This is a genomic window from Citrobacter sp. MNAZ 1397 (assembly GCF_023613995.1).
Lineage (GTDB): Bacteria > Pseudomonadota > Gammaproteobacteria > Enterobacterales > Enterobacteriaceae > Phytobacter > Phytobacter ursingii.
This window is the reverse complement of record NZ_JAKIVH010000001.1, coordinates 1-12,866: the sequence shown is the minus strand read 5'-3', so window position 1 is coordinate 12,866 and position 12,866 is coordinate 1. Positions and strand designations below refer to the sequence as shown.

Below are 12,866 nucleotides of genomic sequence, written 5' to 3'. Positions count from 1 at the left end.
TTTTGCTCACTTCCCCCTTCGGGGTGAAGGTTACTCTCCCGTGCGGGGAGGATTTATGTCAACACAGGAAAAAATTGATATCAGTACCGTTCTGGATAAGCACTCTATTAGTCGACGCCAGTGGTTGATTGTGTTTTTAGGGTTCCTGGTATTAGGTATTGATGGCTTTGATGTGACCGCGATAGGTTTTATTGCCCCGGCCCTGATAGATGACTGGCAAATATCCCGCCATATGTTAGGTCCGGTCATGATGAGCGGCTTATTTGGTCTGGCGGCCGGCTCACTTATTTCCGGGCCGCTGGCTGACCGCTATGGGCGTAAAAAACTCATCATTGGTTCGGTCTTATTTTTTGGCACAAGTAGCCTGCTTTCCGCATGGTCATGGAATTTATCCAGCCTGACGTTTTTTCGCTTTATTACCGGACTTGGGCTGGGTGCGGCAATGCCCAATATCACCACGCTGGTAGCAGAGTATGCCCCCTGCCGCTGGCGCTCGCGCCTGGCTACCGTGATTCACTGTGGTTTTAATACCGGCGCGGCATTGGGCGGTCTGCTCAGCCAGCAATTACTCGGCACCTTTGGCTGGCGTTCGGTATTAATTACCGGCGGGGTATTGCCATTAATATTCGCGCTGATCCTGATACGCTACCTTCCGGAATCGATGCAGTATCTGGTTCAAGCCCCGGAGAATAAACGGCGTCTGACGCACTTGCTGAATACATTCGTCCCCGGCATCGCCGACGAAAAAACGCATTTTTATACCTCTGAGCCGCAAAAAGCACATGCCAGTACCGCAAGATCGCTTCTGCATCCGCCGTACACCTTTGGCACTCTCGCACTGTGGTTGACGCTTTTTGCCGGTTTGTTCTGCGTCTATCTGTTATCAAGCTGGCTGCCGCTGATGGTCAGAGACACCGGGATGACGCTGTCACAGGCCGTCATTATGGGATCAGTCTTCCAGATTGGCGGCATGATGGGCAATTTCTGCATCGGCATTGAGATGGACCGCTGGGGCAGGCATTGCGCCATCATCCTGACGTTAATTGGCGGTGCCTGTAGCGCACTTATTCTGGGGATGCATATCCCGTCACTGCCGGTGCTCTGTGTTCTGGTTCTGATGCTCGGATTTACCGTCAATGGTATCAGCCCTGGTTGTTATGCGCTGGCCGCCCATTTTTATCCCACATCCATTCGGGCCACTGGCGTGAGCTGGGCGACGGGGATTGGCCGTCTGGGTGCAATAACCAGTGCCGGCGCGGGCTCAGCCATGCTGGCGGCGGGCTGGACATTCAGTGAGGTCTTTATGTTTCTGCCGCTCCCTCTGGCGGCAGGTGCACTGGCGCTGTATTGCAAAAAACAACGACGCGTTATCGCAAAAACACATTAAGCCAGGTTATGCGAAGGACAACGACGGAATGACAACGATGAAAATCAACGAGGCGCTGAAAACGCGTTATCGACAGCTAGGATACTGGGGCGACGCGACACTGGCCGATTACTGGCATCTGTCGGCAAAAGCATCGGCGGATAAAATCGCGGTCAGTGATAACCATGGCACAGCATACACCTACCGTGAGCTCGATAACGCAGCAGGCGCGCTGGCGACGTGGCTTGTAGAAAACAGCATCCAACCGGGTGACCGGGTTGCCCTGCAGCTTCCCGGCTGGTGCGAATTTACCGTTATCTATCTTGCCTGCCTCAAATGTGGCGCCGTTGTCGTGCCGCTGCTTCCGGCATTCCGCGAGTCTGAACTGGCGTGGATCCTGAACAAATGTCAGGCACGTATTCTCTTTACCGCAACGCGCTATAAAAATGTTCGCCCCATTCACATGCTGCCGCCGCTGCGCCCGCTCCTTCCCTGGCTGGAGAAAGTGATTGCGGTCGATAAGCTGGAGCCCGCTCAATACGGGGTATCACTGAGCCAGATACTCGCGAACACGCCAGCGTTAGCGCAGGCCATTGCCACAAAAAGCGATGATCTGGCGGCACTGCTGTTCACCTCCGGAACAGAAGGACATCCCAAAGGGGTGATGCTAACGCACAACAACATCATCGCCAGCGAACGGGCTTACTGCGCAACGCTTAATTTGAACAGCACGGATATTATGCTGATGCCAGCGCCACTCGCCCACGCCACGGGTTTTATGCATGGGGTAACCGCACCTTTTATTCTCGGTGCTCGTAGCGTATTGCTGGATATTTTTAATCCAGAGCAGTGTCTCGACATTATTGAACGGGAAAAATGCACCTGCATTATGGGGGCAACGCCGTTCGCCTGCGATCTGCTTAAAGCGATGCAGGCCCGCCAGTGTAACGTCTCTTCTTTACGCTTTTTTCTGTGCGGCGGGACCACCATTCCAGGTAAACTGGTGCGTGATTACCACAAAGCCGGTATTCCATTGCTGGGAGTATATGGCAGCACGGAGAGTGCGCCGCACGCCATCGTCCGCCCAGAAGATTCGCTTATTCGCCAGGTGAATACGGATGGGGCGGCGGTGAACGGCGTGGAGATCAAAGTCGTCGATAAAAAGAGAAATTCTCTGCCGGAATATGCCGAAGGTGAAGAGGCTTCTCGCGGTCCTAATGTGTTTGTCGGTTATTTTGACGAACCGGAAATAACGGCTCAGGCGCTTGATGATGAGGGCTGGTATTACAGCGGAGATTATTGCCGGATCGACAAGGCAGGGTATCTTAAAATTACCGGGCGAAAAAAAGACATCATTGTTCGCGGCGGTGAGAATATCAGTAGCCGGGAAGTCGAAGATATTCTGTTGCAACACCCTGATATTCTCGACGCTGCCGTCGTCGCGATGCCAGATCAGCGGCTTGGAGAACGTTCATGTGCCTATGTGGTGCTGGCTAATAATGAACAACCTCTGGTACTGGCTGACATCATCCGCTTCTTCTCCCACAAACGCATCGCGAAATATAAATATCCGGAACACCTGGTAGTGGTCGACAGCTTACCGCGAACGGCCTCGGGGAAAGTCAAAAAGTTCATGCTACGCAAAGACATCGTTCAGCGCCTGGCCCTTGCCTCTCGAGAAAACACATCCCCGGAGCTCGGCCAGGCCATATCCAAATAAGGATACCAATGTGCTTATTAACAATAACCTTTCCGGCAGAACGCAGCCGAAAACATCGACACGAATAAAAAACAGCACTAAGCCCTCTTTTATCCAGTGTGAGCCGACGTTCTACCACTGCCCCCGGTGCGGACAATTTCTGGTGGCAATCAATAACAATGGCGGCGAGACACAACTACGCTGTTGTAACGAAACGCTGAGTGCATTAGTCCCGCAGAATACAAACGATGCGTTGGCAGAAGAGCACCTGCCGCAGATGACTATATCCGGCGGCTTTGAGTCCAATACCCTGACGGTGAATATCGGTACAACGCCCCATCCTATGACAGAAGATCACCGTCTGCTGTGGATCTACGTTTATACCTTCCAGGGTGGACAGTTTAAATTCCTCAGGTCAGGTGACTTGCCAGAAGCTACCTTCGCACTGGCCGAAAACGACGCGTACGTTTACTGCGATCGCCCGGTCTGCAAAGGTAGCCGATGTAAATTTAACTGCAAACGTGGGTTCACCGCATACAGCTGGTGCAATCAGCATGGGTTATGGAAGCATTCATTTTGATGATGCATCTACGTAGAAGATAAAAGCGAGCAGACACAGGAGAGGATAAATCAGCATGCCGTGAAGGCATGCTGATATGCGTATTATCAGGCTTTGTTTTGACGCCACCATTCGGCCAGCAACACACCCGTTGCGACAGATACGTTCAGACTCTCAACGTTGTTGGTGCCGTTAATCGAGATACTCAGATCCGCGTTATCAAGCGCAGCATCGGAAAGGCCATCACGTTCCTGGCCCAACACCAGCACCATTTTCTTCGGCAACGTGGCGCTAAACAGCGGCGTACCTTTATGGCTGGAGGTAGTCACGATCGCATAGCCGGCTTTACGGAAAGCATCCAACGCGTCGAGTACGCTATCGCCGGTAATGGCCTGTACGTGCTCCGCACCACCTTCCGCCGTACGAACTGCCGCACCGGACTCGATAACAGCCGCATCTTGCAACAGAACGCCTTTCACGCCGAAATGGGCGCAGCTGCGCATCATCGCCCCCAGGTTATGCGGGTTACCCACATCTTCCAGCGCCAGAACGCAATCTTCTGTCCCGGCCTGTGCGACCCACTGCTCAACGCTGGTACCGTTACGTTTTTTAATCAGGAAGCAGACACCGCCGTGGTGTTCGGTGCCGGACGCTTTTACCAGCTCAGCGTCATCAACGACGTGGTAGGCTTTGCGGTTAGCCGCCATCCAGCGCAGTGCTTCTTTAAAGCGCGGGGTCACGCTCTGAACAAACCAGGCGCGCACGATGCAGTCAGGACGGCTGGCAAACAGTGCCTGACAGGCATTTTCACCATAGACGCGGGTCTCTTCCGCACGCTGGCGGCGTAGCACTTCAGGATCGATAAAGCTTTTACCGCTGATACCACCATGATCCGGCTTCGCCGGAGTGTCGTCACCCGGTGCGCGGGAAACGGTGCGCCACGGGGAATCACTCTGCGGGCGGTCGCGGCCACGGTCATTGCTTCGCTCATCGCGAGCAGGACGGCGACCACTGTTTTTCTCTTCGCGCGCGGGGCGACGGCCAGCGTCGGCACGAGACGATCCACTACGCCCAGGCCCTTTCCCGGTACGCGGGTTTTGGCTGCGTTTATCGGAATCATCGTCACTGCGGACATACATCACTTTGACTTTGCCGCTTTTGTTTTTCAGTTCATCGTTCATGCTTTTCTCCACCAGCGCTGCGCGAGCGCGCAGATTACCTGATGTGTCGGCGCTTCGCCATTAATTCGTTCAAAAGCTATCGACTATTGTACTCATTGAATAAAACGCGTTGTCGTTTAAAACCACTTCATCGATAATATGTAACATATTAGAAACATATCGGCCTTGTGCCACTCTGTACCATTGTTCTCCTGAGGTTAGTTATGAATACCGTATGTGCAAGCTGCCAGGCGCTTAACCGCATCCCCGAAGCGCGCATTAACGATGTCGCAAAGTGTGGACGTTGTGGACATGAGCTGTTCGACGGCGATGTGATTAACGCCACTGGCGAAACACTGGATAAATTGCTGAAAGATGACCTGCCGGTTGTTGTCGATTTCTGGGCGCCCTGGTGTGGTCCGTGCCGTAGCTTCGCGCCGATTTTTGAAGACGTGGCGGAAGAGCGTAGCGGCAAAGTTCGCTTCGTCAAAGTGAACACCGAAGCAGAACGCGAACTCAGCGCACGCTTTCGCATCCGCAGCATCCCAACCATCATGTTGTTCAAAAATGGCGAGGTTGTTGACATCCTGAGCGGCGCCGTGCCAAAAGCCCCTTTTAATAGCTGGCTTAACGAATCTCTCTAATCCTGGCGGGGCGCATCTTGTGCCCCGTTTTCAGCTCTGCGACAATGGCGTTTTTCACGCGATTCTTATGACTGAAAACGCCGTACTTACGCTCCGGGCAACGCGTATTGCTCGTTCTACTCGCCCCTTCCTCGCCCGGGGAAATCGCGTTATTCGCTGTCAGCGCTGCCTGCTCCCCAAACAACAGTGCCTGTGCGACACGTTACAACCCAGCACGGCCCGTAGTCGGTTTTGTCTGGTGATGTTTGATACTGAACCCATGAAGCCCAGCAATACCGGCAGGCTTATCGCCGATATTCTGCCTGACACAACGGCGTTTCTCTGGTCAAGGACTGAGCCACCTCAGGCACTGATTGATTTATGCGCCAGTGAAGACTACCAGCCAATGGTCGTCTTTCCCGCATCCTATGCAGGAAGCGAGCGACAGGTATTGTCCGCGCCGCCCTCAGGGAAACCGCCGCTTTTTATCATGCTGGACGGTACCTGGACCGAAGCGCGCAAAATGTTTCGCAAAAGCCCTTATCTGGACACTCTCCCGGTAATTTCCGTCGATCTGTCACGGGTATCGGCCTATCGTCTGCGGGAGTCGCATGCCGAGGATCAGTACTGCACCGCGGAAGTGGCGATTGCGCTTCTGGATTTAGCGGGCGACCAACCTGCCGCGAAAAGCCTCGGAGCCCATTTTACCCTCTTTCGCGAGCGCTACCTGGCGGGTAAAGCGAATCATCAGCGTAGTGTCACAGCAAAAGAAGCAGAAAACGTTTAACATCATCGGGTCACTCTTTTCTGGAGGCCGGTATGAGCCAACGTGGGCTGGAAGCGTTGTTACGTCCCAAGTCGATCGCCGTGATCGGGGCATCAATGAAACCGGATCGCGCCGGTTTCCTGATGATGCGCAATCTTCTGGCAGGCGGTTTTGCCGGGCCGGTTTTGCCGGTGACGCCCGCATACAAAGCCGTACTTGGGGTACTGGCCTGGCCGGATATCGCCAGCCTGCCCTATGTGCCGGACCTCGCCGTGCTGTGCACCAATGCAAAACGTAATCTGCCTTTACTCGAAGAGCTGGGTAAGAAGGGCTGTAAAACCTGCATCATTCTTTCTGCAACCCCTGAGCAACATACCGAACTGCTGAGCTGCGCAGGCCGTTACCAGATGCGCCTGCTCGGGCCGAACAGTATGGGGCTACTTGCTCCCTGGCAGGGTCTTAATGCCAGCTTTTCCCCGGTACCAATTACCCGCGGCAAGCTTGCATTTATTTCGCAATCCGCCGCCGTCTCCAACACTATTCTGGACTGGGCTCAGCAACGCGAGATGGGGTTTTCCTATTTTATTGCGCTGGGTGACAGCCTGGATATTGACGTCGATGAACTGCTGGACTTCCTGGCGCGCGACACGAAAACCAGTGCCATTCTGCTCTATCTTGAACATCTAAGCGACGCCCGCCGGTTCGTTTCGGCGGCGCGCAGCGCTTCGCGCAATAAACCGATTCTGGTCATCAAAAGTGGCCGTAGCCCCGAAGCCCAGCGTCTCCTGCAAACACGAGCCGGGCTTGATCCTGCCTGGGATGCGGCCATACAGCGCGCCGGGTTGCTGCGCGTGCAGGATACTCATGAACTCTTTTCCGCCGTTGAAACACTCAGTCATATGCGACCGCTTCGCGGCGATCGGCTGGTGATCATCAGTAACGGTGCCGCCCCTGCCGCGCTGGCGCTCGATCAGCTGTGGTCGCGTAATGGCAAACTGGCAAAGTTGAGCGACGATACGCTGGCACGCCTTCGGGATGGATTGCCCGATTATGTCAATGTGGGTAATCCGCTGGATTTACGCGATGATGCCAGCAACGATCGTTACGCCACCGCGCTTGATATCCTGCTCGATAGCCAGGATTTTGATGCGTTGATGGTTATCCATTCTCCCAGCGCCGCCGCCCCCGGTAAAGAGAGCGCGCTGGCGCTAATTGAGGTGCTGAAAAAACACCCGCGCGGCAAATACGTTACGGTACTGACAAACTGGTGCGGCGAGTATTCTTCCCAGGAAGCGCGACGGTTATTCAGTGAAGCCGGTCTGCCGACCTACCGTACGCCCGAAGGGACGATCACCGCATTTATGCATATGGTCGAGTACCGGCGTAACCAGAAACAATTACGTGAAACGCCCACGTTGCCTACTCACCTGACGGCCAATACGACCGAAGCCCATCAGTTGCTGCAACAGGCTATCGCGGAAGGGGCAACCACCCTTGATACCCATGAAGTGCAGCCGATACTCAGCGCCTGGGGTATTCAGACACTGCCGACCTGGATTGCTGGCGATAGCGCCGAAGCAGTACATATTGCCGAACAGATAGGCTACCCCGTGGCGTTAAAATTACGCTCTCCGGATATTCCCCATAAATCCGAAGTCCAGGGTGTCATGCTCTACCTGCGTACCGCGAAGGAAGTTCAGCAGGCCGCGGATGCGATTATCGACCGCGTGAAAATGAACTGGCCGCAGGCGCGTATCCATGGTTTGCAGGTACAAAGCATGGCAAACCGTGCCGGTGCGCAGGAGCTCCGTGTGGTTGTCGAATCCGATCCGGTTTTTGGTCCGTTGATCATGTTGGGAGAAGGCGGCGTAGAGTGGCGCGCACAGGAACAGGCCGCCGTTGCGTTACCACCGCTGAATATGAATCTGGCGCGTTATCTGGTTATCCAGGCCATTAAAAATAAAAAAATCCGTGGACGTAGTGCCCTACGCACGCTGGATATTGCCGGGCTGAGTCAGTTTCTGGTGCAGGTATCGAATCTGATTGTCCATTGCCCGGAAATCCAGCGTCTGGACATTCATCCCCTGCTTGCTTCCGGCAGTGAATTCACCGCGCTGGATGTCACTCTCACGGTCGAGGCGTTTAGTGGCAACGGCGAAAGTCGTCTCGCGGTTCGCCCTTATCCGCAACAGCTAGAAGAGATCGTAACGCTAAAAAACGGCGAGACCACGCTTTTCCGCCCTATTCTTCCTGAGGATGAACCGCAGTTACAGGAATTCATCGGCAGGGTAACAAAGGAAGATTTGTACTACCGCTATTTCAGTGAGATCAACGAATTTACTCATGACGATTTAGCGAATATGACGCAGATCGACTACGATCGGGAAATGGCATTTGTTGCAGTACGTCAGGTAGAAGGAAAGGATGAGATCCTTGGCGTAACCCGCGCCATCTCTGACCCGGATAACATTGATGCCGAATTTGCCGTGTTGGTCCGCTCCGATTTGAAAGGATTGGGTCTTGGGCGACGTTTACTGGAAAAGCTCATCAGTTACACTCGGGATCACGGACTTAAGCGTTTGAATGGTATTACTATGCCAAACAATCGCGGCATGGTAACTCTGGCGCGTAAACTGGGATTTGAAGTCGACATTCAGCTTGAGGATGGGATCGTTGGATTGACCCTTAATCTGAGGCAGACCGGCGAATCCTGAGTAAGGTACTGGAAATGTTGACCACTTTCACAGGTACTGGTGTTATCATTGTCCGCTTCTGTCGGGGTTATCGGACAGAAGCCCTTTCAATAAACAGAGAAGAAACGCACTGTGATGTTGTCAAAATTTAAGCGTAATAAACATCAACAACACCTTGCCCAACTACCCAAGCTTTCCCAATCAGTTGATGATGTAGAGTTTTTCTACTCTCCCGCTTCTTTCAGGGAGACATTGCTGGAAAAAATTGCCAGCGCAACACGCCGTATCTGCATCGTCGCTCTTTACCTTGAGCAGGATGATGGCGGTAAAGGTATCCTGAATGCCCTCTATGACGCCAAACGTCAGCGACCTGAGCTCGAAATCTGCGTGCTTGTCGACTGGCACCGGGCACAGCGTGGTCGTATTGGCGCAGCCGCATCCAACACCAACGCCGACTGGTATTGCCGTATGGCGCAGGAAAATCCGGGCATTGATATTCCGGTTTACGGCGTGCCAGTCAATACCCGTGAAGCACTTGGCGTACTGCATTTTAAAGGCTTTATTATCGACGATAGTGTGCTCTATAGCGGCGCGAGCCTGAACGATGTCTACCTCCATCAACACGATAAATACCGCTACGATCGCTACCAGCTTATCCGCAACCCAAAAATGGCGGATATCATGCTGGGATGGGTCAAACAGAACCTGATTGAAGGGCGTGGTGTAAACCGCCTCGATAATGCACAACGCCCGAAAAGCCCAGAAATCAAGAATGATATTCGTCTGTATCGTCAGGAATTACGTGACGCTGCCTATCATTTTCAGGGCGATGCCGATAACGACCAACTCTCCGTTACACCGCTGGTTGGACTCGGAAAAACCAGTTTGCTGAATAAGACCATTTTCCATCTGATGCCCTGTGCGGAAGAGAAGCTGGTCATCTGTACGCCCTATTTCAACCTGCCCGCGGTGCTGGTACGTAACATTATTCAGCTCCTGCGTGAAGGCAAAAAAGTCGAAATTATCGTTGGTGATAAAACGGCTAATGACTTTTTTATTCCAGAAGATCAACCCTTTAAAATCATTGGCGCACTGCCTTATCTGTATGAAATTAACCTGCGTCGTTTTCTGAGCCGTCTACAGTATTACGTCAATACCGATCAACTGGTCGTGCGCTTGTGGAAAGACGAAGACAATAGCTATCACCTGAAAGGGATGTGGGTTGATAATGAGTGGGTGCTGCTCACGGGAAATAACCTCAATCCGCGCGCCTGGCGTCTGGATCTGGAAAATGCCATTCTGATCCACGACCCGAAACATCAATTAGCCGCTCAACGCGACAAAGAGCTGGAGCTTATCCGTACCCATACCACAGTCGTCAACCATTATCGTGATCTGCAAAGTATCGCTGATTACCCGGTAAAAGTGCGTAAGCTCATTCGCCGTTTGCGTCGAATTCGTATCGATAAACTTATCAGCCGCATTCTGTAATACCAGGCCCTGTCATTTGATGGGGCTTTTTTCAGGTTTCTCTATGATGCGATGTTTAATGTTGGCGTGCGCCCTCTGTTTGACGGGCTGCGCACATATGGCAAATGACCAATGGAGCGGGCAGGATAAAGCGCAGCATTTTATTGCTTCCGCCATGCTCTCTGCTGCGGGCAACGAGTATGCACAACATCAGGGATACAGCCGCGATCGTAGCGCAACGTACGGCCTGATGTTTTCCGTAAGCCTCGGCGCATCAAAGGAACTGTGGGATAGCCGCCCCGCAGGAAGCGGCTGGAGCTGGAAAGATTTTGCCTGGGATGTGGCAGGCGCCACCACAGGTTACGCCGTGTGGCAACTGGCCAACCATTAAAGGCGAATACCTTTACCTTTTCGGTGCAACATCAACGAAACGATAAATGCCAGCGCGCAAAACACGGTGACATACCAGAAAAACGCGGTCTCGATACCGGCCGATTTCAGCGACAGCGCAACATACTCAGCTGAACCGCCGAATAACGCATTAGCAATAGCGTAAGATAATCCCACACCTAACGCACGGACCTGGGCCGGAAACATTTCGGCTTTCAGGATACCGCTTATAGAGGTATAGAAACTCACGATCAACAGCGCCGCCATCACAAGTGCAAAAGCGGCATACGGTGATGAAACATACTGTAGCGCACTTAAAATGGGTAAAGTGAAGAGCGTTCCCAGCCCACCGAAGCAGAGCATGGAAGCACGGCGGCCAATACGGTCGGATAAAGCACCTATCAGGGGCTGAATAAGCATGAAAACAAATAACGCCACGGTCATCACGATGCTGGCCACATTGGCATGCATGCCGGTCGTGTTAACCAGATATTTTTGCATATACGTCGTGAAGGTGTAGAAGCACAGCGAGCCGCCGGCGGTAAAGCCGAGCACCATAATAAACGCGCGGCGATTACGCCATAACCCTTTAAGCGACCCTGCCTCTTTTAATACCCGCACCTCTTTTTTCGATGTTTCATCAAGTTGTCGACGCAACCAGAGCGCCACCACAGCAAGTGCAGCGCCGACGGCAAAGGGAATACGCCAGCCCCATGCACGTAGCTCAGCATCATCAAGGATCTGCTGAAGAACCACGACCACCAGAAGCGCCAACAATTGACCGCCAATTAAAGTCACGTACTGAAAAGAAGCATAAAATCCTTTGCGGCCTTCAACGGCAATCTCACTCATGTAAGTTGCACTGGTGCCGTATTCACCGCCAACGGATAATCCCTGGAACAATCTTGCCAGTAAGAGCAATGCAGGGGCCCATGTACCAATGCGGTCATAACCCGGTAAGCACGCGATCACCAGTGAACCCAGGCACATCATGCATACTGAAATCAGCATGGAGGTTTTGCGCCCATGCCTGTCAGCAATACGCCCAAACAGCCAGCCGCCAATCGGACGCATAAGAAAACCAGCAGCGAAAACACCTGCGGTCTGAAGTAGCTGAGTCGTTGTATTTCCGGCAGGGAAAAAGATGTGAGCAAAGTAGAGCGAGCAGAATGAATAAACATAGAAATCAAACCACTCCACCAGGTTTCCCGATGAGGCACCAACGATTGCCCATACTCTGCGGCGTGTATCGGTCAAATCTGTTGTTTTATGCTCAGGACGAGTGGTGACGCCTGCCATATTTTTCCCCTCTGATCGGATATCTTTGATTTGTTATATAAATCAGATTACGCCGGGGTAAAAAGTAAATACAGTGTTAATAGTTTGCCTGCTACCATTTCAGAATGTTAGCCTAAGAATGCACTTATCCCCAGCGCATGATATGTTCGCGCTTACGTCGGAGATAATCTTCATCCTGGCGGATTTTATCCCACCATTTTTTAAAGATTGCCGCTGCTGCGGCTTTTACCGGATCGTTTCCTCTTTGGTGAAGGCTGCCGTCCTCAGCATATTTTTTACCTCCTTTATAGTTGGCGTAGCGCCGTGCTCGGGTATAGCCCATTTGTATAAATTTACGGGCCATATCCATGCCAACAAAATCATCTTGCTGCCGATAGGTTTCGAATAACTGATAAATTTTTTCGGCTGATTTTGTGGCAGATTCAGGGTCTTTGTAGCGCCACCAGGGCAAGATTTCACTCTTATAGGGCTCAACCAGCAAAACGCCTTGTTCGCCACGCCCTACCTGATAGCGTTCAGGATGCTCACGGAAATTAATGCTGGCGAAATCTTGCTCGTAATTAAAGGAATGACGAGTCAAATAACACCTCCTTAAACATCCCGAATGGATAAGGATAGGCTATTTAACGTGCATTGCTATGCAGGCTGGAGAAAGAGAAAACTATCAGGAAGGTTTTTGCAGGGGGTAAAAACGCAAAAAGCCCATCCGTCAGGATGGGCTTCTTACTGGTTTGATGCCTGGCAGTTCCCTACTCTCACATGGGGAGACCCCACACTACCATCGGCGCTACGGCGTTTCACTTCTGAGTTCGGCATGGGGTCAGGTGGGACCACCGCGCTA

At 52.6% G+C, this 12,866-nt stretch carries 11 protein-coding genes and 1 rRNA gene; 8 read left to right on the top strand and 4 right to left on the bottom strand.

Annotation, left to right across the window (positions count from 1 at the left end):
- Window positions 1–55: 55 nt before the first annotated feature.
- Genes L2097_RS00060 through L2097_RS25720 form a run of 3 tightly spaced genes read left to right on the top strand, consistent with a single transcriptional unit; the run spans window position 56 to window position 3,645 of the window.
- Window positions 56–1,387: an MFS transporter gene (locus tag L2097_RS00060; RefSeq protein WP_047369230.1), complete on the top strand. Its 1,332-nt coding sequence runs from the start codon at window positions 56–58 to the stop codon at window positions 1,385–1,387.
- A 28-nt stretch (window positions 1,388–1,415) separates the two neighbouring features.
- Window positions 1,416–3,086, top strand: coding sequence for a medium-chain fatty-acid--CoA ligase (gene fadK, locus L2097_RS00055; protein ID WP_250351902.1), 1,671 nt, complete (start codon window positions 1,416–1,418; stop codon window positions 3,084–3,086).
- 10 nt (window positions 3,087–3,096) lie between these two features.
- The gene (locus L2097_RS25720; RefSeq protein WP_082137009.1) at window positions 3,097–3,645 is read left to right on the top strand and encodes a desulfoferrodoxin family protein; all 549 of its coding nucleotides are present in this window, start codon (window positions 3,097–3,099) and stop codon (window positions 3,643–3,645) included.
- Between the two features lie 86 nt (window positions 3,646–3,731).
- Here L2097_RS25720 and L2097_RS00045 read toward each other — a convergent pair whose 3' ends face one another.
- The gene (locus L2097_RS00045; RefSeq protein WP_250351901.1) at window positions 3,732–4,805 is read right to left on the bottom strand and encodes a tRNA/rRNA methyltransferase; all 1,074 of its coding nucleotides are present in this window, start codon (window positions 4,803–4,805) and stop codon (window positions 3,732–3,734) included.
- 203 nt (window positions 4,806–5,008) lie between these two features.
- Here L2097_RS00045 and trxC point away from each other — a divergent pair, with 203 nt between their 5' ends.
- The 5 genes from trxC (at window position 5,009) to L2097_RS00020 (ending at window position 10,727) form a co-directional block, all read left to right on the top strand.
- Window positions 5,009–5,428 (top strand): thioredoxin TrxC, encoded by a 420-nt coding sequence (trxC, locus tag L2097_RS00040; RefSeq protein ID WP_047369227.1) that lies wholly within the window; start codon window positions 5,009–5,011, stop codon window positions 5,426–5,428.
- 67 nt (window positions 5,429–5,495) lie between these two features.
- Window positions 5,496–6,194 (top strand): tRNA-uridine aminocarboxypropyltransferase, encoded by a 699-nt coding sequence (locus L2097_RS00035; protein WP_047373192.1) that lies wholly within the window; start codon window positions 5,496–5,498, stop codon window positions 6,192–6,194.
- Window positions 6,195–6,226: 32 nt separating this feature from the next.
- Window positions 6,227–8,887, top strand: coding sequence for a bifunctional acetate--CoA ligase family protein/GNAT family N-acetyltransferase (locus L2097_RS00030; protein WP_085005401.1), 2,661 nt, complete (start codon window positions 6,227–6,229; stop codon window positions 8,885–8,887).
- 114 nt (window positions 8,888–9,001) lie between these two features.
- Entirely contained in the window at window positions 9,002–10,357 is a 1,356-nt protein-coding gene (gene pssA / locus L2097_RS00025; RefSeq protein WP_047369225.1) for a CDP-diacylglycerol--serine O-phosphatidyltransferase, read from the top strand.
- 46 nt (window positions 10,358–10,403) lie between these two features.
- Window positions 10,404–10,727, top strand: coding sequence for a YfiM family lipoprotein (locus L2097_RS00020; RefSeq protein ID WP_047373191.1), 324 nt, complete (start codon window positions 10,404–10,406; stop codon window positions 10,725–10,727).
- On the opposite strand, the gene L2097_RS00015 is transcribed toward L2097_RS00020, so the two are convergent.
- The 3 genes from L2097_RS00015 to rrf form a co-directional block, all read right to left on the bottom strand.
- Window positions 10,724–12,025, bottom strand: a complete 1,302-nt coding sequence (locus L2097_RS00015) for an MFS family transporter (RefSeq protein WP_250351900.1) — start codon at window positions 12,023–12,025, stop codon at window positions 10,724–10,726. The genes L2097_RS00020 and L2097_RS00015 overlap by 4 nt on opposite strands.
- 124 nt (window positions 12,026–12,149) lie before the next feature.
- Entirely contained in the window at window positions 12,150–12,605 is a 456-nt protein-coding gene (locus L2097_RS00010; protein WP_250351899.1) for a DUF4385 domain-containing protein, read from the bottom strand.
- Window positions 12,606–12,761: 156 nt separating this feature from the next.
- Window positions 12,762–12,866 (bottom strand): 5S ribosomal RNA (gene rrf / locus L2097_RS00005); the annotation flags it as partial.

Bases quoted from the DNA above. Each gene is read 5' to 3' on its own strand.
- L2097_RS00060 (WP_047369230.1), top strand. From the start codon at position 56: ATGTCAACACAGGAAAAAATTGATATCAGTACCGTTCTGGATAAGCAC.
- fadK (WP_250351902.1), top strand. From the start codon at position 1,416: ATGACAACGATGAAAATCAACGAGGCGCTGAAAACGCGTTATCGACAG.
- L2097_RS00045 (WP_250351901.1), bottom strand. From the start codon at position 4,805: ATGAACGATGAACTGAAAAACAAAAGCGGCAAAGTCAAAGTGATGTAT.
- trxC (WP_047369227.1), top strand. From the start codon at position 5,009: ATGAATACCGTATGTGCAAGCTGCCAGGCGCTTAACCGCATCCCCGAA.
- L2097_RS00035 (WP_047373192.1), top strand. From the start codon at position 5,496: ATGACTGAAAACGCCGTACTTACGCTCCGGGCAACGCGTATTGCTCGT.
- L2097_RS00030 (WP_085005401.1), top strand. From the start codon at position 6,227: ATGAGCCAACGTGGGCTGGAAGCGTTGTTACGTCCCAAGTCGATCGCC.
- pssA (WP_047369225.1), top strand. From the start codon at position 9,002: ATGTTGTCAAAATTTAAGCGTAATAAACATCAACAACACCTTGCCCAA.
- L2097_RS00020 (WP_047373191.1), top strand. From the start codon at position 10,404: ATGCGATGTTTAATGTTGGCGTGCGCCCTCTGTTTGACGGGCTGCGCA.
- L2097_RS00015 (WP_250351900.1), bottom strand. From the start codon at position 12,025: ATGGCAGGCGTCACCACTCGTCCTGAGCATAAAACAACAGATTTGACC.